Below are 19,147 nucleotides of genomic sequence, written 5' to 3'. Positions count from 1 at the left end.
GATCGCGACAAGAAGAGATGGCGCAGCTGAACCAGCTGTTGTCCCTGGCCTTGATCTGACCTCGAGGAGCCCCGAGATGACGAAGTACATGCCGCGCAGGCACGCATGCGCCGCCTTGGTGGCGGCGGTGGCCGGAATGGGGACATGGCCCATGGCACAGGCCCAGGGCTATCCCTCCAGGCCTGTGCAACTGGTCGTCCCCTTTCCTCCGGGAGGCGCGGTCGACATCGTCGGGCGGCTGGTCGGCAAGAAACTGGGCGACCGGCTGGGCCAGCCGGTCGTGGTCGAGAACAAGGGCGGAGCCGGCACCGTCGTCGGTGCGGCATTCGTCGCCAAGGCGCCGGCCGACGGCTACACGCTGCTGATCAGCTCGGGATCCACCTTCACCGTCAATCCCGCGCTCAACGCCAGGCTGCCCTACGATCCGCAGAAGAGCTACGAGCCCATCGGCATGGTGGCGCGTGTGCCGCTGATCCTGCTTGCCAACCGCGACGTGCCGGTGGACGACCTGAAACAGCTGGTCGACGCGGTGCGCCGCGAGCCGGAGAAGTACAGCTACGGCTCATTCGGCAGCGGCACCACGGGCCACTTCGCAGGCGAACTCGTGTGGAAGGCCGTTGGCGTCAAGCTGACGCACGTACCCTACAAGGGGAGCGCCCCGGCCATGACCGATCTGATCGGCGGCCAGATCCCGTTCACGATCGATACCGTGGCAGCTGCGCTGCCGCACCTCAAGGCGGGCAAGGTCAAGGCCATCGCGGTCACCGGCGCCACGCGTGCCACGCAGCTGCCGGCCGTGCCGACGGTGGCGGAAAGCGGGTATGCCGGCTTCTCCGCCGATTCCTGGCTCGCGCTCTTTGCGCCGCGCGGCCTGCCGGCCGATGCAAGGACCAACCTGCAGAAGGCACTCGCCGAGACCCTGACGGACGCCGAAATCCGCGACAAGCTGATCGCCAGCGGGCTGCAACCCGCCTGGGAGCCCGCCGCCGCCGTGGCGGCACGGATCGAAGACGAATTGCCGCGCATGCGCGCCATTGCGCAGCAGGCGAACATCCGGGCAGAGTGACCATGGAGCGGCCCCAGGGGGCGTCGCTTCCCGGCTCGGAGGACCGGCTGTTGCGCTACGTCAAACAGGTCGCGCGGTCGCTGCGCGATGCTGGACTTCCCTGGAGGTACGCGCCATGAAATTCCTGCCAACTTCGCCATTGGCGGCTTGGGTCCTGTTGACGATGATCGCTTTGCCCAATGCGCCTGCAGCGGCACAGTCGCGTGGGGAGCTGCTCTACACCACCCACTGCATTGCCTGCCATACGACCCAGGTCCATTGGCGCGACCGCCGGCTGGCAACGGACTGGAACAGCCTTCGCGCACAGGTCACGCGCTGGCAGGGGGTCGGATCGCTCTCCTGGAGTGACGAGGACATCGGCGCGGTGACGCAGTACCTCAACGAGCGCTACTATGGTTTCAAGTCGTCCGGCGGAGCTCCGGTGGTGCTGAGATCCGTGCAGGGCGAAGGCCATTGACGAAGCGCGACACCGCGCTTCGCATGAGATGGATGCGAAGTCGGAGTTGGCTGGAAGGATGGGCGAGGGCGCGCTCAGGCAGCGCCTCGCCATGGAGAAGGAGCAGGACATCCATCGCTACCGGCACGTGGAGGATTTCCTGCGCCCGGAACATCTGCCCGCCGCAGGCCGGCTGATCCATCGCCTGCTTACGGCCGTGGGTCTGCGCGCGCGGGGGCGCCGCAACGCGCGCCGGATCCGGGTCGGGCGCAACGAGGTGCATCTGGCCCGCCTGCCGGCCGCCTTCGAGGGCTGCACGCTGCTGCACCTGAGCGACCTGCATCTGGATGTGGGAAGGCACTACGTGGATGCGCTGGTGGCCACGGTCAGCGGCCTTGTCTGCGACGCCTGCGTGCTCACGGGCGACTATCGGTTCGGGATCCAGGGCTCATGTGCGCCGGCGCTCGCGGCGCTCGGGCGGCTCGTTCCGGTGCTGCCGCAGCCGGTGTTCGCCGTGCTGGGCAATCACGACGGCATCGCGCTCGTCGCGGGACTCGAGCAGCTCGGGGTTCGGGTGCTGATGAACGAGTGCTCGGCGCTCGATCGCCGCGGGGCGAAGCTGCACATCGCCGGCATCGACGATGCCCACTACTTCCGAACGCATGACGTCGCCCGGGCGGCGAACGGGCTGGCGCCGGATGCGTGCGCGATCCTCCTTTCGCATACGCCGGAGCCCTATCGCATCGCCGCGGCACACGGCTTCGACCTGATGCTCTGCGGCCATACGCACGGTGGCCAGATTTGTCTGCCCGGCGGCATCCCCGTGCTGACGGACTGCGCCGCGCCCCGCCGGCTGGCCCGGGGAGCTTGGCGCTTTGGGCGCATGCAGGGCTATACGTCGGTGGGTTGCGGCTGCTCGATCATCGATGCGCGCTTTCACTGCCCGCCCGAAGTGACGGTCCACGTGCTGCATCGCGCTGCGCCTGGCAGCGATCCGTAGGGCGGCCTCGCAAGGCAGCCGGGCCGGCGCTTCACTCGCCGACGGCATCCTCGCCGTCGCGGTGCGCGACCGCGGCGTGGTGTTTGACCTCGCCGCGGCGGATCTGCTGCCCGTCCTCCAGCCTGCGCCGGATGGCATCGAAGGCATCTCGCAGTGCGATGTGGGCGTCCTCCTCGTGCGCGTGCGAAACGGTGAGCTCCCGGCCCGGCAGCGTGACGGCGACCCGGGCGGAGAAGAATCCGCCCGGTTGCCCGTGTCGCGATTCCTTGGAGAGGGTCACGCGGCATCCCATGAGGTCGGCGAAGTGCCGCTCGAGCTGCGACACGCGGGAGCGAACGAACTCTTCGGCTGCTTGCGAGCGCGGGATGCCGTCGAACTGGATGATGGGAGGCGGGTTCATGTGTGTTTCCGAATGCATGTGCATACGATCGCGCATCCGGGCTGCCCGAAGTTTGCGCTGGCGCAAGTCTTTGCTCACGACCCGCAACGGATCGCCCCGGGGGCGCTTGCGCTGCGTCAAGGCCGGCCTGCCCAGGGGCGCGAATACTGGAGGCATCTCTATCCCTCTGAAGGAGATGCCATGTACCAGCGAATCCTCGTTCCCGTCGATGGCAGTGCGACTTCGAATTGCGGCCTGGAGGAGGCCATCCGCGTCGCGAAGCTGACCCACGGGCACCTTCGGTTGTTCCATGTCATCGACGACCTGTCGTTCGCGCTGGCCCTCGGCAGCGACTCGGGCCTGTCGAACGACCTGCTGCGGTCGCTGCGCGGCGAAGCCACCCGGATCCTCGACGCGGCGCAGGCGACCGCGCGGGCGGCGGGCATCGAAGCCGAGGTGCGCCTGTGCGACGCCTTCCCCGGTCCCGTGCAGGACAAGGTCGCGGCGGAGGCACGCGACTGGGGCGCCGAGCTGATCGTCCTGGGAACGCACGGACGGCGCGGCGCGAAGCGGCTGATGCTGGGCAGCGGTGCCGAACGCATCCTGCGCGTCGCGCCCGTTCCGGTCCTGCTGGTCCGTGCGCCGGACGAGGAGGATGCCGCCGCCGAACTGCTGCGGGCCAGCGCGTCCGCCCTCGCCGCGGCCGGCGAGTGAGCCCGCCGGCGCGGCCGGTAGGTGTTTTCACTAGATGTCGACTAAATTGTCAACAATGATGTTGACGTAAATTTCGACAACGCCTAAATTTCGCCTCACCAGCCCGGGTGGGGCTTTGGCCATTCCGGCCCGACCCGTAGCTGCAAGCTCGCCAGCGGTCCGGAACCCTCGTTTCCGGCGGCCGGCGCCCGGTGCCCCCGCAAGGAGACAAATCGATGCAACCCACCATGACGGCCGGCGCGACTGCGACCGCCGCAGCACCCGACACCGCCTTCCAGCCCTCGAAGGTGCGCTGGAAGATCTTCCTGATGATGTTGTTCCTGATCTCGATCAACTACATCGACCGCGCCTCGCTGTCCGTGGCCATGCCGCTGATCGCCAAAGAGTTCGACATCGGGCCGGCCCTCCAGGGCCTGCTCCTCAGTGCCTTCTTCTGGACCTATGCGTTCATGCAGATCCCGGGCGGCATGCTGGCCGACCGCTTCGGCCCGCGCGTGGTGATTGCCGGCGCGACGCTCGGCTGGGGCTTCTTCCAGGCCATCGCCGCGGCCTGCACCGGCTGGGTTCCGCTGTTGCTGACGCGCCTGGGCCTGGGCGCGGCCGAGGCGCCGATCTATCCGGCGGGCGGCAAGCTCAACGGCATCTGGATGACGCAGAACGAGCGCGGCCGCGGCGCGACCCTGCTCGACGGCGGTGCGCCGCTGGGCGCCGCGCTGGGCGCGATCCTGATCTCGGGCCTGATCGCCATGCTCGGCTCGTGGCGCCTCTCCTTCGTCATCGCGGGCGTCGGCACGGTTGTCGCGGGCCTCTTCGCATGGAGCTACATCCGCAACCATCCGCGCGAGCATCCCGGCGTGAACGAGGCCGAGGCGAAATACATCGAGGCCAGCCATGCCCAGGACGCCGCCAGCGAGCCGGAGGGCGCCAGCGGCCGCCTGCTCGACTTCCTGCGCTTCCGCTCGGTCTGGGGCATGTTCTTCGGCTGGATGTGCTTCAACGCACTGTTCTACGGCCTGCTCACCTGGATGCCCAACTACCTTTCGAAGGTCCACGGCTTCGACATCAAGCAGATGGGCGGCGCGGTGTTCATCATGTTCTTCTCGGGCTTCGTCGGCGAGATGTTCGGCGGCTGGCTGGCCGACAAGTGGAAGGCCGCCGGTGCCTCGACCTCCAAGGTGCTGCGCACGCTCTTCGGCATCGCCTCGGTGGTCGCGACCCTCGCGATCTACACGGTCTCGCAGATCACGAGCCCGGTCGCCGTGGTCGTGCTGCTCTCCGTCACGCTGTTCTTCCTGCGCTGGTGCGGCCTGTTCTGGTGCGTGCCTTCGATCCTCGGCCGCAGGGCGCATGTCGGCTTCCTCGGCGGCACGATGAACCTCGGCGGCAACGTCGCGGGCATCGGCGTGCCGATCGTGGTCGGACTGATCGTGCAGGCGACCGGTTCCTACTTCATGGCGCTGATGCTCTTCGCCGCGGCCGGTGCTGGTCTCTTCGTCTGCTCCACGCTGCTCATCGACTACAGCAGGAAGCTCCCCGTCTAGTCCACTTCTCGAGATCCGCGAAATGTCCCAGCAAAAACGCATCGGCGTCTTGACGCCGTCCTCCAACACGGCGCTCGAGCCCTTGACCAGCGCGATGGTCGCCGGCGTGCCGGGCGTGACTGCGCACTTTTCGCGCTTCCGCGTCACCGAGATCTCGATGGGCGACAAGTCGCAGAACCAGTTCGACGAGCGCCCGATCCTCGATGCGGCCCGGCTCCTGGCCGACGCGAAGGTCGACGTCATCTGCTGGAGCGGCACCTCCGCGAGCTGGCTCGGCTTCGAGCGCGACCGGGCGCTGTGCGCGCGCATCACCGAGGCGACCGGCATTCCGGCGACCACCTCGGTGCTGGCCCTCAACGAGCTGCTGGCCGCGCAGGGCGCGCGCACGCTGGGGCTGGTCTCGCCCTACGTGGAGGACGTGCAGCGGCGCATCGTCGCCAACTATGCGGCGCAGGACGTCGAGTGCATCGCCGAATGCCATCTCGACCTGACCGTGAACTTCTCGTTCGCCGAGGTCGATGCGGACACGCTGCGCAAGATGATCCGCGAGGTCGCGCAGCACAAGCCCGACGCGATCACCGTGATGTGCACCAACCTGCACGGTGCGCCGCTGGCGGGCGAACTGGAGCGCGAACTCGGCATTCCGATCTACGACTCGGTGGCCACCGTGGTGTGGAAGGCCATGAAGATCACCGGTATCGACACCCGCAAGGTCAAGGGCTGGGGAGGGCTCTTCGCAATGAGCGCCGCCCGGCCGCCCGAAGGCGCTCGCACCGCAGTGCGAAGCACGGAGGTTTCCCAATGATCACCGCAACGACCTTCGACCTCGTCGTGCGCAATGCGCGCGTCGCCACCGCGAGCGACACCTTCGACGCCGACATCGGCATCACCGCAGGCCGCATCGTGCAACTCGGGCTGGGCCTGCCGGCGGGCCGGCGCGAGATCGATGCCGCCGGGGCGTTCGTCACGCCGGGCGGCGTCGATGCGCACTGCCACCTCGACCAGCCGATGGAAGCGCCGGTGCGCATGGCCGACGATTTCGACACCGGCACCCGCGCCGCCGCCTGCGGCGGCACGACCACGGTGATCCCCTTCGCGGCACAGCAGAAGGGCCAGTCGCTGCGCGCCGCGGTGCGCGACTACCACGAGCGCGCCGAAGGCCGCGCGCATGTCGACCATGCCTTTCACCTGATCGTCAGCGACCCTACCGAGGACGTGCTGAAGAACGAGCTGCCGCAGTTGATCGCCGAGGGCTACACCTCGTTCAAGATCTACATGACCTACGACGATCTGAAGCTGAACGACGGCCAGATCCTGGATGTGCTCGCGGTCGCGCGCGAGCATGACGCGATGGCGATGATCCACGCCGAGAACGCCGACTGCATCGAATGGCTCACGCGCCGCCTCGAAGCCAGCGGACGCACCGCGCCGCGCTTCCATGCGCATGCCCGGCCGATGCTGGTCGAGCGCGAGGCCACGCACCGCGCGATCGCGCTGTCCGAACTCGTCGACGTGCCGATCATGATCGTGCACGTCTCCGGCAAGGAAGCCGTCGAGCAGATCCGCTGGGCGCGCTCGCACGGCCTGAACGTGTTCGCGGAAACCTGCCCGCAATACCTCTTCCTCACCGCCGAGGACCTCGGCATCGACGACAGCTACGGCGGCGCGCGCTGCGTCTGCAGCCCGCCGCCGCGCAACAAGGACAACCAGCAGGTGATCTGGAACGGGCTGGCCGACGGCCTGTTCACGGTCTTCTCGTCCGACCATGCGCCGTTCCGCTACGACGCGCCCGAAGGCAAGAAGCCGGGCGGCGAGGAAGTCGCGTTCCGCCACATCCCCAACGGCATCCCGGGCATCGAGACGCGCCTGCCGCTCTTGTTCTCGCATGGCGTGCAGGGCGGGCGCATCACGATCAACCGCTTCGTCGAACTCACCTCGACCAATCCGGCGAAGGCCTACGGCCTGCATCCGCGCAAGGGAACCATCGCGATCGGCGCCGACGCCGACCTCGTGGTCTGGAGCGCGACGCCGCGACAGGTGCGCAACGCCGACCTGCACCATGCGGTCGACTACACGCCCTACGAAGGCATCGAGGTGAAGGCCTGGCCCGCGCTCACGCTGGCACGCGGCGAAGTGGTGTGGGACGGCAAGACATTCCACCCGCGCGCCGGGCGCGGGCAATTCCTGCGCCGGGGAAGACCCACCTTGCTGCCGGCGCCCCAACAGCGAGGCACGCCATGAAGATCCTGCTGATCAATCCGAACACCTCCCACAGCGTTTCCGATCTCATCGAAGCCGAGGCGCGCCGCGCCGCCGCGCCGGGCACGGAAGTCAGCGTGCTCACCGCGCCGTTCGGCGTCGCCTACATCGAGACGCGCTTCGAATCGCTGATCGGCGCCTATGCCGCCGCCACGCTCGCCGCCGAGCACTGCGACCAGCACGATGCGATCGTGGTCGCGGCCTTCGGCGACCCGGGCATCGACGGCCTGCGCGAAGTGCTGGACATCCCGGTGGTCGGCCTCACCGAGGCCGCGCTGATGAGCGCCTGCCTGCTCGGCAAGCGCTTCTCGATCGTGGCGATCTCGCACCGCATCACCGCGTGGTACCGCGAATGCGTGGCCGCCAACGGGCTTGGTGACCGGCTCGCGAGCATCCGCAACCTGGACGACCCGCTGAAGGACATCGGGCGCGTGCAGGAAGACCACACCGCGCGCCTCGAGGCGCTGTGCCTGTCGGCCGTGCAGGACGACGGCGCCGACGTGATCATCATCGCGGGCGCACCGCTCGCGGGCCTTGCAAGATCGATCCGGGACCGCATCCCGGTGCCGGTGGTCGACGGCGTGTCGAGCGCCGTGTGTCATGCAGAGACGCTGGTATCGCTCGGGACGCTGCCCGCGCGGCAGGGCAGCTTCGCACCGCCGCCGGTCAAGCCGAACCATGGCCTGCCCGAGAGCATCGCGCGCCTGCTGGCCCGGGACCGCTCCTCGCGATGAGGCCTTCTGGCGACGGCTTCGCCTGCCGCGTGCGCCGTCGCTAAGATCGAAGCGCAATGTCAAAGAAACCCAATCCAACCGCAGAGACAAGCAACACGGGCCGCGAGCAGGGCGTCGACGCCATTGCCGAGAAGATCTCGACGGCCATCCTCGAACACCGGTTGGCGCCGGGCACCAAGCTCGGCGAAGACCGGCTGGCCACCATCTTCAACACCAACCGCGCCAAGATCCGCGAGGTGCTGGCCCGCCTCGCGCACGAGCAGATCGTCGAGCTGGTGCCGCAGCGCGGCGCGCATGTGGCCAAGCCGACCATCGAACAGGCGCGTGACGTCTTCGAGGCGCGCCGCCTGATCGAGCCCGGCGTGCTGCGCCGGCTGATCGGCACGATCGACGACTTCAAGATGCAGCGCCTGCGCCGGCACCTCGAGCTCGAAGCCGATGCGCGCCAGCGCGGCGACGCGCGCGCCGTGGTGCGCCTGTCGGGCGAGTTCCATCAGCTTCTGGCCGAGCTGGCCGGCAACTCGGCGCTGGCGCGCACCATGCGCGAGCTGTCGACGCTGACCTGCCTCATCATCTCGCTCTACGACGCGCCCACGGCCACCAGCTGCCGGGCCGATGAGCATGAAGAGATCGTCGAAGCCATCAAGCGCAAGGACGCGCGCAAGGCCGAGGCGCTCATGCTGCATCACCTGGATCACATCCAGGAGAGCCTCAAGCTCGAGGCGGGCAGCGACGAGGTCGATCTCGAAAGCATCCTCGGCGAGTAGGCGTTCGTCCCATCCGTTCCCTGGATCGCGGGCTTCTCGAAAAGAGCGCCAGCCCCCAGAATGCCGGGGGCGTTGAAATCCAAACTGGAGGGACCCGCATGCTCAGCAGACTCAAGCGCGCACTCGCTCTCGGCCTGATGGCCCTGGCCATGGCGCTGCCCGCCCACGCACAACCCGCGCCGTATCCCCCGAACTTCAAGCGGCAACAGATCCAGCTCGAAGACGTCGCGATGCACGTTCGCATTGGCGGCAGCGGCCCGGCCGTGGTGCTCATCCACGGCTTCGGCGACACGGGGGACATGTGGGCACCGCTTGCCGCGGCGCTGGCCAAGGACCACCTTGTCGTCGTTCCGGACTTGCGCGGCATGGGTCTTTCGTCCAAGCCCGCCGGCGGCTACGAAAAGAAGAACCAGGCGGCCGACATCCGCGCTGTCCTGGACAAGCTGGGGATCGACAAGGCCGACATCGTGGGGCACGACATCGGCACGATGGTGGCGTATGCCTATGCGGCCCGCTACCCGGACAAGACCACCCGGCTCGTCGTGATGGATGCCCCGGTTCCGGGGATTCCGCCATGGGATCAGATCGTCCGGTCGCCGGCGCTCTGGCACTTCGACTTCGGCGGCAAGGACGCATTGCGTCTGGTGAAGGGACGGGAGCGGATCTACCTGGATCGCTTCTGGAACGATTTCGCCGCGGACCCGGCGAAGGTCAACGAGGGAACGCGCGCGCACTATGCGCGGCTCTACGCCGCGCCCGGCGCGATGCAGGCGTCCTTCGCCCAGTTCCAGTCGATTCGCAAGGACGTGGATGACAACGCCGAATCCATGAAGACCAAACTGCCCATGCCGGTGCTTGCCATCGGCGGCGAGAAATCGTTCGGCGCCATGGAGGCGGTGGTGATGCGCAACGCGGCCACCAATGTGACGGAACTGGTGGTCCCCGGTTCCGGCCACTGGCTGATGGAGGAGGCGCCTTCCGCAACGATCAAGGCGGTGAAGCAGTTCCTCGCCTTGCAGTGAAGCAGGGGCCGCCGAACCGCGCTGGGACGCTGTGCCAGGAGCAGGCTCCATGCGATCAGCTTTCGGGCAGTGCGGTGCATCCGGTTTTCCTCCGTGGCTTCGCCGTGGTCACCAGCGACTCAGGCCGCGATGGCCGGCTGCGTGATCGTATCGAGCTTGGCCCTGAGGCGGCGGATGGCCCGCTCGTGCCGCGCGGTGCGCGGACCCCGGCCGTACATGCCGGCCTTGAGCACCAGCCGCAACTGTTCGCGCTGCAGGCGCGCCTTGAGACGGCCGGCCCGGCGGCCGTAGGTACGGCCCATGTCGCGCCGCACGCGCCAGCGCTCCAGCGGCGATCCGAGGCGCAGCCATTCGTCATCGCGCAGCAACTCGCGCTCGGGCACGAGCGAGGCGGCCAGCGTGTGCAGATAGGCGCCGGTCTCGCGGGTGGCCGCGTGCCAGATCAGCGCCACCGCGAACAGCACGGGCAGGCCCTTGGCCAGCAAAAGCAGCGCCAGGCCCGCGAAGTCATCGCTGAACCAGTCCTCCATCCAGGGTGAGTTCCAGACGAAGTGCATGGCCCATGCGAGCGCAAAGCACAGCAATGCCATGCCGATGCGCGCGGCGCGCGTGCGTTCAGGACGCAGCAGAAACAAGGCCAGCCCGTAGGAGGCCACCGCGGTGTAGGCCGCATGCGTCCACAGGCCACTGAGCACACCGCGCGTGAGCAGGTCCCAGAGGACCGGCTGGACCTGGCTTTCCGTCGGGAAGTTGATGGCCGAGCGCACGGTGTAGTTCAGGTTCTCCACCACCTGGAAGCCCAGTCCCGCCATGGCGCCGACGACGAGCACGGACACGTCGGTGCGGAACTGGCTGCGCGCGGTCAGAACAAGCAGGATCACGCCGACCAGCTTGAGGAATTCCTCGGTGATCGGACCGGCCAGCGCCGGGCCCCAGACGGCCACGAATTCCGGCGAGACGAGCTTGGCGGCCAGGCTCTGGATGGCGCTGTTGGCAGGCAGCGCGAGATGCGCAGCGCCCAGGCCGCCCCAGGCAAAAGCCAGGACATAGGCTGCGGGCGGATGCTGGTCGAGCAGGTCCAACGCGCGAAACATCGCCACGAAACCCAGCGTGTAGAGCGTCCATGCAAAGAGGCCCAGCAGCGCCGCCACGGGAACGACGCGAAAGCCGAGGCCCAACAACTGCCCGATGGAGAACAGGCCGTTGAGCAGCAGCACCGCCAGCAGCCAGAAGGCCGCGCGCGTCGGCTGGAAGAAGGGGTCGATGCCGGCGAGGTCGGGCTGGTTCACGGGGCCTCGAGGTCCATGGAGGCGAGCATGCGCCGGGCCTCGTCCAGGGCCTGCGCAGCGCTCGCCGCATCCTGGTTCGGGCCGTAGAAGTCCACCTGCACCACCGTGGCCCGGCCCGGATCCACCATCAGCCAGAAACGTCCGCTGAGCTTGGGACCGTAGTAGGCGAAGGTCGTGCCCTGAAGCCCCCAGTCGGTGAGGACGTCCGAAACGTCGCCCTCAACGTGCAGGTGCTGCCCGCGCTCGATCAGGCGCTGCTGGCGCTCGAGCGGACCCTCGGGTCCGCCCAGCCAGCGCGAAGTCCGGACCGAGAAGGTGTGGCCGTTCTTGAACAGCACGAGCGTCTGGCCCGGCCGCGAGCGCGACACGTTCATCAGCCATCCTTCGGCGGGAACGAAGCGCGCCTGTCCCGCGATCACGGCCTCGCCTTCGGGCAGCAGGCGGGTGCCGGGGGTGAGGCGGTCCCACAGCTTCAGCCCGCCCACGTAGACCGTGATCGCGAGCAGGATGGCCAGCGTCGCGGGCCAGGTGCGATAGGCGGCGCGAGGGACGGACGCGGGCATGCGGCTAGCCCGCCAGCCAGCGGGTTCCGGACGGATGCGAACCCGGCTTGAGGCTGGGCTCTTCCTGATCGTCGTCCCCGCTGCCGTCTTCCTGGCCGCAGGCATTCGCGAGCGGCCCGGGGCACTCGGTGCGGAACTGCAGATAGCCGAGCAGGCTGCCGGCCACCGTCAGCCCGACGAACAGAAGCCACGCTGCGGCCGAGGCCCATCTGCGCGTGCGCCAGCGGCGGCCGAATTGCCTGGGCCACCGATCGCCATCGGCGCGCACCTGGGGCTCCAGTGCTTCAAGGGAGCGCCCGAGGGCCGAGAGGTGCCTGCCGATGGCCAGCGCCTTCAGGCCGCCGAACACCGCGACCGCAACCGGGACTGCCCACACCAGTCCGGCAAAGCCCACCAGCGACTGTGAATTGGTCGCCACCCAGGCGAAGACGATGGCCGCGCCGATGATGCACCCGCGTTCGAGCGAGGCGAGCTCGGCCATGCAGGCCGTGGCTTCGTGGTGGAGCGCTGCGTACTCGTCCTTCGGCAGCGTGGGGTCGGTCATGGGGTTCCTCCGGGTGTGCGAAATGGTGCTGGAGGCTGGATTGTCGTGGACCGCCCTTCAACTTTCGCCGCGGCTGCCGATAACCCGCTCTGGATCCACATTGATCGCAGAGACCATGGCCTTGCTGGCCTCATCGACACCCGGGCCTGAACCCGGGCGTGATCACCCCGTACGGCGAGCCAGCAGGTGGCCGTGGCGCTCGAGGAATTCGGCGACGGCTTGCTCGAAGCGGGCGATGGCGTCGCCCTGCAGCGGCAGCGACAACACGATGAAGCCTCGCGGCGAGGCATAGATGCCGCGCGCCAGCAGATGGAAGAAGAACAGCTGCCGCAGGCGCGCGTCGACCGCCGCGAGGTCCTCGGGCCGCAGGATCTCGCCGCTTGCGAAGTGCGCGTTCATCACGGAGCCCACGCCCGTGAACTGCAGCGCGACGCCGGCCTCGGCGCCAAGCGCGTTGAGGCGCTCGCGCAGGCCCGCTCCGCGCGCCGCGAGTGCGTCGGCGGCGGCCGGCGTGAACAGGCGCGTCAGGCCGGCATGGCCCGCCGCCATCGTGACCACGTTGTTGTTGAAGGTGCCCGAATGCGCCAGCGGCCCGCTGCGCGGGTCGAACAGCGCCATGATGTCCGCACGGCCGCCGAAGGCGCCGAACGGCATGCCGCCGCCGATGTACTTGCCCAGCGTGCACAGGTCCGGCGTGATGCCATGGAGCGCGGCCAGCCCGTGCCCGGCGAGGCGCGAGGTCATCACCTCGTCGATCACCAGCAGGGCGCCGGCTTCGCGGGTCAGCGAACGCAGCGCCTGCAGGAATCCGGGCCCGCCCGGAATGCATCCGCTGGCGCCGAGCATGGGCTCGACCAGCACCGCGGCGATCTGCTGCCCCTCGCGCGCGAAGGTCTCGCGCAGGCTCGCCTCGTCGTTGTAGGGCAGGACCAGGAAGTCGAACGGCACGGTGGTCGGCGCGGGCTCTGCACCGAAGCCGAGCACGCCGCCGTGGTAGCCGCCCGAGAACACGACGATCCGCGAACGCCCGGTGAAGCGCAGCGCCGCGGTGATCGCCATCAGGTTGGCCTCGGTGCCCGAATTCGTGAAGCGCACGCGCTCGATCTGCGGAAAGCGTTCGCAGATCAGCTGCGCCAGCCGGCCCTCGCGCAGGTTGTGGCCCGTCAGGTTGATGCCGCCCTCCATGGCCTCGGCCACGGCTTCCCGGATCTCGGGTGCCGAGTGGCCATAGACGCCGGCGGTGTACTCGGCGATGAAGTCGTCATAGCGATGCCCGTCCAGGTCCCACAGGAAGGCGCCTTCGCCGCGCGCCATCGTGAGCGGAAAGGGCGCGTAGAAGAGCACCGAGCGGCTGTTCGCGCCCGGCATGAACTGCGCGTGGGCCTCGAAGCGCTCGCGGCTGGCGGGGTTGCCGGCGACGAAGCGCTCCTTCAGTTCGGCGAGGGCCTGGTCGAGGTCGGGACGGGCGGGGGTGGGGACGGCAGCCATGGTTTTCGGAGCTTGGTGATATCTAGACGACCGAGCTGGCCTCGGCACGGGCAGGGCCCGCCTCGCGCCAGTTCGCCGGCGGCGGCGCGGTGACGATCGAGTCCAGCGCCGGCTGCGGCATCCGCAGGGCCGCCAGATCGGGGCGCGGACGGCGCAGCGCCGGGTCGGCGGCAAAAGCCTGTTCCATCGCCAGCGCGGCCGACAGCACCTGCAGGTCGCCCCGGAACGGCCCCACGATCTGAAGCCCGAAGGGCATGCCCTTGGCGTCGGTGCCGCAGGGCAGCGAGAGCGCCGGATGGGTGGTGAGCGTCGTCACGTAGGTCAGCGCCAGCCAGCGGTAGTAGTTGGCCTGCGGCTTGCCCTCGACGACGCGCGCGTAGGGCTCGGTCCACGGGAAGGGCGAGACCGGCGTGGTCGGTGCCAGCACCAGGTCGTAGTCGGCGAAGATGGCCTGGAAGCGCCCGAGGATGCGGGTCTGCTCGGCCTGGGCCCAGGCGCTGTCGAGCAGGCTCATGCGGGCCCCCATTTCGTAGTTGGCGCGCGGGTTCTCGCCGAGGCTGGCGGGGTCCTTCTCGTAGGCCTCGCGCGTGCCGGCCACGAAGGCCTCGGCGCGCAGCACGTCGAAGCAGCGGTGCACCTCGCCGAGATCGAGGCGCAGCTCGTCGCAGCGCGCGAACAGGTGCCGCATCGCGGCGATCCGGGCGGCAAAGGTGGCGCGGATGTCGGGGTCGACGTCGCAGCAGCCGAAGTCGGCGCTGTAGGCGACGCGCAGCCGCCCCAGCTCGGCCGCCGGCGGCGCGAGGAAGGCCAGCGGATCCAGCGCATGGCTCAGCGGGTCGCCCGCATGCATGCCGGCCGTGGCCGCGAGTTGCAGGCAGGCATCCGCGACCGTGCGGCCCATCGGGCCGACCACCGAGATCGGGGTCCAGCCCAGCAGCTTGCGCACGCTGGGCACCACGCCGGGCGATGGGCGGAAACCGACCACGCCGCACTTCGAGGCCGGGATGCGCAGCGAGCCGCCGGTGTCCGAGCCGGTGCACACGGGCAGCATGTCGCAGGCCAGCGCGGCCGCCGAACCGCCGGAGGAGCCGCCGGCATTCAGGTTGGGATCGAAGGGGTTGCCGGTGGCTCCCCACACCGGGTTGCGGGAGTTCGCGCCCGCGCCCATCTCGGGCACGTTGGTCTTGCCGGCGACGATGCCGCCGGCGCGGCGCAGGCGCGCCACGAGCTCGATGTCGTGCTCCGGCACGTGGGCGCGGAAGGCGGGCGAGCCGAAGGTGGTCAGCAGGCCGGCGGTGGGCTCCAGGTCCTTCACGCCCACGGGAAGCCCGTGCAGCAGGCCGAGCGCCTCGCCCTGCAGCACCGCCTTCTCGGCCGCGCGGGCCTCGGCGCGCGCGCGCTCGAAGCAGGTCGCGGTCACGGCGTTGACATAGGGGTTCACCGCCTCGATGCGCTCGATGCACGCCTGCAGCAGTTCGACCGGCGAGACCTCGCGGGTCGCGATCATCCGGCGCAGCGCGACGGCGCTGTGCTCGACCAGGGCGGTGGTGCGTGGTGCTTGGTTCATGCGGCTCATTCCGGCTGGATGTTGGCGCGCGCCGCGACCGCACGCATCAGCGGCAGTTCGGCTTCGAGCTGGGCAGCGGCCTTCGCCGAGTCGACGAAGCTGGCCTCCACGCCCTGTTCGGCGAAGCCCTTGCGCACGCCGGGGTCGGCGACGGTGTCGGCCAGTGCCTTTTCGAGCTTGGCGTGCACCGCGGGCGGCAGGCCGCGCGGCGCCGCCACCATGCCCCAGCTGTCGAGCACCGCGTCCGGATAGCCCGATTCCGCAAAGGTGGGCACCGAAGGCAGCAGCGGCGAGCGCTTGGCCGTCGTGATCGCGATCGCCTTGACCTTGCCGCCCTTGATCTGCGGCAACGCGGCGGTCACCGTGTCGAACGAGAACGGCACCTGCCCGCCGATCAGGTCGGTCATGGCCGGGGCGCTGCCCTTGTACGGCACGTGCATGAGCCGGATGCCCATGGCCTGCAGCGCCATCTCGGCGGCGAAGTGCGAGCTCGTGCCGGCGCCGAAGGAGGCATAGCTGTACTTGTCGGGTGCAGCCTTGGCGAGCGCCACCAGCTCCTTCAGGTTGTTCACGGGCACCTTGGGGTTGGCCAGCAGCACCAGCCCGACCCGGCTGAAGATGCCGATCGGCTCGAAGCTCTTGATCGGGTCGTAGGGCAGCGACTTGCGGATCGCCGGGTTGAGCGTATAGGTGGAGGCCGAGCTCATCAGCAGCGTGTAGCCGTCGGGCTTGGCGTTGGCGACGTAGGCGGCACCGATGGCGGTGCCGGCGCCGGGCTTGTTGTCGACGATCACGGTCTGGCCGAGCTTCTCGCTCATCTTCTGGGCCAGCAGCCGGGTCTGGACGTCGCCGCCGCCGCCCGGCGGGAACGGCACGACGATCGTGATCGGCCGCGAGGGGTAGCTGTCTTCGGCCAGGGCGGCAGCGTGGAGTCCGAGGGCGCCGAAGACGCCGAGGGCGGCGAGCCCGAAAGTGCGCAGGAACGGGGTGTGCATGGCGGCGGTGAGGTGAGGGTTGCGGGGACGAGGCCTCATCGTAGGAAGGTGAGCCCTTCGCAGCAACAGGAATGATTTGAATGTTTAGTTGCGATAATCGCAATTCACGTAAGGGTCAACCCGTGGTCAAGAACATCAACCGGCGCGTCCTGCAGGACACGGCATTGCGCCACTTCCTGGAGGTCGTGCGCACCGGGTCCGTCACCGCCGCGGCCGAGCGCCTGAGCGTCGCGCCGTCGGCCGTCAGCCGCCACATCGCGCACCTGGAAAGCGAACTGGACACCCTGCTGTTCGAGCGCCGGGCGCGCGGCATGGTGCCCAACGCGGCCGGGGAACTGCTGGCCGCGCACGCCAAGCGCGCCTGGCAGGACATCGAGCGCGTGACCGACGACATCCAGGCGCTGCGCGGCCTGCAGACCGGCATCGTGCGGATCGCGAGCACCGAGGGCTTCGCCTCCGAGTTCCTGCCGACCCTGATCGCCGAGTTCCAGCGCGAGTACGCCGGCATCCGCTTCGCACTGAACGTTCACATGCAGGCCGAGATTCCGCATCTGGTTCGCGACGGGGACGTCGACATCGGCGTCACGCTCAGCACCACCTCGGAGCGCCAGATCAACGTCGAGCTGCGGCATCCGGCGCCGATCCTGGCGATCATGGCCAAGGACCATCCGCTCGCCTCGCGACGGCAGCTGGCGCTGGCGCAACTGGTCGGCTATCCGATTGCGATGCCGGGGCCTTACTCGACGCTGCGCCAGCTGTTCGACATCAGCTGCAGCCGCCAGGGCCTGCAGTGCGAGCCCGCGCTCCTCTCCAACCGCCTCGACGCCTCGATCTCGTTCGCCGCAGCCGGCGGCGGCATCGCGCTCAGCGGCGAAGCCGCGCTGCGCAACCGCCTGAAAACGGGCAATCTGGTTGCGGTGCCGCTGCGCGACCGCGAGATGAACGAGCGCCACTTCGAAATCCAGACCATGGCCGGGCGCACCTTGCCCGGCGCCTGCCGCGCCTTCCTCGATCACCTGCGGGAGGCGGTGCGCAGGGAAGGGTAGCGCGCCGCTAGTAGATTGCGAAAAGCGCAATGCAAGCTTCAATTTATTGCCAACCAAAGACGCCGGCAGCGTTCACAATCGGCGGGCCATCACAAAAGAACCCATCCATGAGCCAAGCACCCGCGCTTCCCTTCTCGAAGATCCGCCTCGCCAAGGGCCTGGCCTTCCTGTCGGGCGAGATGCCTTTTGCCGACGACGGCCGCATTCCCGACGGCATCGAGGCGCAGACCGCGCTGGTGCTGCGGCGCATCGGCAGCACGCTGGCCACGGTGGGCCTGGGCCTCGACGACGTGGTGCAGGTGGCGGTGCATCTGGTCGATGGCGCCGATTTCGCGGCCTTCAATGCCGAGTACCGCAAGCATTTCCGCGACCCGCTTCCGGTGCGCACCACCGTGGTCGCGAGCCTGCTGGCGCCCGGCGCCCGTCTCGAGGTGACGGTCACGGCGGCCGGGCGCGACTGATCGGGAAGGGGCGCACGCATGCCTGCCGACGTTCTCGTCCTTGGCGCCGGCATGGTCGGCACCTGCACCGCCTTGCAGCTCGCGCGGCGCGGATACGCCGTCGCGCTGGTGGACCGCCGGGCACCCGGGCGGGAGACCTCCTACGGCAACGCCGGCATCATCCAGCGCGAGGCGGTCGAGCCCTATGCCTTTCCGCGCGAATGGTCGGCGGTCTTCGACGTCGCGTTCAAGCGCGGCATCGATGTCAACTACCACTTCAGTGCGCTGCCCGAGGTGCTGCCGCGGCTGGCGCGCTACTGGCATGCGTCGGCGCCCGCGCGCTACGCGCCGATCGCGCTGGCCTACAGCCGCCTGATCGCGCATTGCCTGACCGAGCACGAGGTGCTGATGGCGGAATCGGGCGCGCACGACCTCGTGCGCAAGGAAGGCTATCTCAATGTCTTTCGCACACCGGCCGCGATGCAGGAGGCCGCCGCGCGCGCGGCAAGGCTGGCCAAGGAGTACGGCGTGCGGCATGCGCTCCTCGACGGTGAGGCTTTGGCCAGGGCTGAGCCGGGCTTGCGCCAGCGCCTGGCCGGTGCGCTGCACTGGCTCGATCCCTGGTCCGTGAGCGACCCGGGCGCGCTGGTGGCGCGCTATGCAAAGCGCTTCGAGGCGCTGGGCGGCCAACTGGTGGAGGCCGATGCGGCCAGCTTGCGGCCCGTCGGCGGCGGATGGGAGGTCCGGATGGCCGGCGGACCGCTCTCTGCGCGCCACGCGGTCGTGGCGCTCGGCCCCTGGGCGGATGCGCTGATCGCGCCGCTCGGCTATCGGCTGCCCCTGTTCGTCAAGCGGGGCTATCACCGCCACTACCGCGGCGGTCCGGGCCTCAACCTGCCGATGCTCGATGCCGAGCGCGGCCTGGTGCTCGCGCCCATGGCGCAAGGCATCCGCATCACGACCGGTGCGGAGTTCGCCCGCATCGGCGCGCCGGCCACGCCGGTCCAGCTCGCCAAGGCGGAAGCCGCGGCGCGCGAGATCCTCGATCTTCCGAGCCCGGTCGAGGCCGAGCCCTGGGTCGGCAACCGACCCTGCACCGCGGACATGAAGCCGGTGATCGGCCCGGCGCCGAACCACCCGGGCCTCTGGTTCAACTTCGGCCATGCGCACCAGGGCTTCACGCTGGGTCCGGCCAGCGGCCGCCTGATGGCGGACATGATCGAGGGCAGGGCGCCCTTCATCGATCCGACGCCCTATTCGGCGAGCCGCTTCTGAGCGCTCGGAGAAGCCCGCATCG

General features: G+C 69.2%; 20 protein-coding genes. 13 read left to right on the top strand and 7 right to left on the bottom strand.

Annotation, left to right across the window (positions count from 1 at the left end; all coding sequences use genetic code 11):
• The first annotated feature begins 76 nt into the window (after window positions 1-76).
• The 3 genes from VAR608DRAFT_RS03925 to VAR608DRAFT_RS03915 all read left to right on the top strand — a co-directional run bounded on the left by VAR608DRAFT_RS03925 (window position 77) and on the right by VAR608DRAFT_RS03915 (window position 2,502).
• A complete protein-coding gene (locus VAR608DRAFT_RS03925; protein ID WP_088952873.1) occupies window positions 77-1,066 on the top strand; it encodes a Bug family tripartite tricarboxylate transporter substrate binding protein in 990 nt (329 codons plus the stop codon).
• A gap of 115 nt (window positions 1,067-1,181) precedes the next feature.
• Window positions 1,182-1,523, top strand: coding sequence for a c-type cytochrome (locus VAR608DRAFT_RS03920; RefSeq protein ID WP_157730594.1), 342 nt, complete (start codon window positions 1,182-1,184; stop codon window positions 1,521-1,523).
• A gap of 58 nt (window positions 1,524-1,581) precedes the next feature.
• Window positions 1,582-2,502: a metallophosphoesterase gene (locus VAR608DRAFT_RS03915; RefSeq protein WP_231973205.1), complete on the top strand. Its 921-nt coding sequence runs from the start codon at window positions 1,582-1,584 to the stop codon at window positions 2,500-2,502.
• A gap of 31 nt (window positions 2,503-2,533) precedes the next feature.
• Here the strand turns inward: VAR608DRAFT_RS03915 and VAR608DRAFT_RS03910 are convergent, their stop codons facing one another.
• A complete protein-coding gene (locus tag VAR608DRAFT_RS03910) occupies window positions 2,534-3,022 on the bottom strand; it encodes an HPF/RaiA family ribosome-associated protein (protein ID WP_157730593.1) in 489 nt (162 codons plus the stop codon).
• 60 nt (window positions 3,023-3,082) lie between these two features.
• On the opposite strand from VAR608DRAFT_RS03910, the gene VAR608DRAFT_RS03905 reads away from it, so the two are divergent.
• The 7 genes from VAR608DRAFT_RS03905 to VAR608DRAFT_RS03875 all read left to right on the top strand — a co-directional run bounded on the left by VAR608DRAFT_RS03905 (window position 3,083) and on the right by VAR608DRAFT_RS03875 (window position 9,918).
• Window positions 3,083-3,595 (top strand): universal stress protein, encoded by a 513-nt coding sequence (locus VAR608DRAFT_RS03905; RefSeq protein WP_088958584.1) that lies wholly within the window; start codon window positions 3,083-3,085, stop codon window positions 3,593-3,595.
• Between the two features lie 215 nt (window positions 3,596-3,810).
• On the top strand, window positions 3,811-5,136 hold the full coding sequence (locus VAR608DRAFT_RS03900; protein ID WP_443082913.1) for an MFS transporter: 1,326 nt from the start codon (window positions 3,811-3,813) through the stop codon (window positions 5,134-5,136).
• 22 nt (window positions 5,137-5,158) lie between these two features.
• On the top strand, window positions 5,159-5,941 hold the full coding sequence (locus tag VAR608DRAFT_RS03895) for a maleate cis-trans isomerase family protein (RefSeq protein WP_088952870.1): 783 nt from the start codon (window positions 5,159-5,161) through the stop codon (window positions 5,939-5,941).
• On the top strand, window positions 5,938-7,377 hold the full coding sequence (gene hydA / locus VAR608DRAFT_RS03890) for a dihydropyrimidinase (protein ID WP_088952869.1): 1,440 nt from the start codon (window positions 5,938-5,940) through the stop codon (window positions 7,375-7,377). Before VAR608DRAFT_RS03895 ends, hydA begins: the two co-directional genes overlap by 4 nt.
• Complete coding sequence (locus VAR608DRAFT_RS03885; RefSeq protein ID WP_088952868.1) at window positions 7,374-8,129, top strand: aspartate/glutamate racemase family protein; 756 nt, start codon at window positions 7,374-7,376, stop codon at window positions 8,127-8,129. Before hydA ends, VAR608DRAFT_RS03885 begins: the two co-directional genes overlap by 4 nt.
• 56 nt (window positions 8,130-8,185) lie before the next feature.
• Window positions 8,186-8,896 (top strand): GntR family transcriptional regulator, encoded by a 711-nt coding sequence (locus VAR608DRAFT_RS03880; protein WP_088952867.1) that lies wholly within the window; start codon window positions 8,186-8,188, stop codon window positions 8,894-8,896.
• Between the two features lie 98 nt (window positions 8,897-8,994).
• Window positions 8,995-9,918, top strand: a complete 924-nt coding sequence (locus VAR608DRAFT_RS03875) for an alpha/beta fold hydrolase (RefSeq protein WP_197700466.1) — start codon at window positions 8,995-8,997, stop codon at window positions 9,916-9,918.
• Window positions 9,919-10,037: 119 nt separating this feature from the next.
• Here the strand turns inward: VAR608DRAFT_RS03875 and VAR608DRAFT_RS03870 are convergent, their stop codons facing one another.
• The 6 genes from VAR608DRAFT_RS03870 to VAR608DRAFT_RS03845 all read right to left on the bottom strand — a co-directional run bounded on the left by VAR608DRAFT_RS03870 (window position 10,038) and on the right by VAR608DRAFT_RS03845 (window position 16,364).
• Window positions 10,038-11,207, bottom strand: a complete 1,170-nt coding sequence (locus VAR608DRAFT_RS03870) for a PrsW family intramembrane metalloprotease (RefSeq protein WP_088952866.1) — start codon at window positions 11,205-11,207, stop codon at window positions 10,038-10,040.
• Window positions 11,204-11,770, bottom strand: a complete 567-nt coding sequence (locus VAR608DRAFT_RS03865) for a hypothetical protein (RefSeq protein WP_088952865.1) — start codon at window positions 11,768-11,770, stop codon at window positions 11,204-11,206. The genes VAR608DRAFT_RS03870 and VAR608DRAFT_RS03865 overlap by 4 nt, the downstream gene beginning before the upstream one ends.
• A gap of 4 nt (window positions 11,771-11,774) precedes the next feature.
• Window positions 11,775-12,314, bottom strand: a complete 540-nt coding sequence (locus VAR608DRAFT_RS03860) for a hypothetical protein (RefSeq protein WP_088952864.1) — start codon at window positions 12,312-12,314, stop codon at window positions 11,775-11,777.
• Window positions 12,315-12,476: 162 nt separating this feature from the next.
• Window positions 12,477-13,802 carry an aspartate aminotransferase family protein gene (locus tag VAR608DRAFT_RS03855; protein ID WP_088952863.1) on the bottom strand — a complete coding sequence of 442 codons (1,326 nt, stop codon included), beginning with the start codon at window positions 13,800-13,802 and terminating at the stop codon, window positions 12,477-12,479.
• A gap of 22 nt (window positions 13,803-13,824) precedes the next feature.
• Window positions 13,825-15,369 (bottom strand): amidase, encoded by a 1,545-nt coding sequence (locus tag VAR608DRAFT_RS03850; protein ID WP_088952862.1) that lies wholly within the window; start codon window positions 15,367-15,369, stop codon window positions 13,825-13,827.
• 5 nt (window positions 15,370-15,374) lie between these two features.
• Window positions 15,375-16,364: a Bug family tripartite tricarboxylate transporter substrate binding protein gene (locus VAR608DRAFT_RS03845; RefSeq protein ID WP_088952861.1), complete on the bottom strand. Its 990-nt coding sequence runs from the start codon at window positions 16,362-16,364 to the stop codon at window positions 15,375-15,377.
• A gap of 122 nt (window positions 16,365-16,486) precedes the next feature.
• Here VAR608DRAFT_RS03845 and VAR608DRAFT_RS03840 point away from each other — a divergent pair, with 122 nt between their 5' ends.
• From VAR608DRAFT_RS03840 to VAR608DRAFT_RS03830, 3 genes are all read left to right on the top strand, one after another.
• Window positions 16,487-17,410 (top strand): LysR family transcriptional regulator, encoded by a 924-nt coding sequence (locus tag VAR608DRAFT_RS03840; protein ID WP_231973202.1) that lies wholly within the window; start codon window positions 16,487-16,489, stop codon window positions 17,408-17,410.
• Window positions 17,411-17,517: 107 nt separating this feature from the next.
• Window positions 17,518-17,871: a RidA family protein gene (locus VAR608DRAFT_RS03835; protein ID WP_088952859.1), complete on the top strand. Its 354-nt coding sequence runs from the start codon at window positions 17,518-17,520 to the stop codon at window positions 17,869-17,871.
• A gap of 18 nt (window positions 17,872-17,889) precedes the next feature.
• Window positions 17,890-19,125, top strand: coding sequence for an NAD(P)/FAD-dependent oxidoreductase (locus VAR608DRAFT_RS03830; RefSeq protein ID WP_088952858.1), 1,236 nt, complete (start codon window positions 17,890-17,892; stop codon window positions 19,123-19,125).
• Window positions 19,126-19,147 lie beyond the last annotated feature (22 nt).

This window comes from Variovorax sp. HW608 (assembly GCF_900090195.1).
GTDB lineage: Bacteria > Pseudomonadota > Gammaproteobacteria > Burkholderiales > Burkholderiaceae_C > Variovorax.
Note: the sequence above shows the minus strand (reverse complement) of the source record. Positions and strands in the feature narration are given on the sequence as shown.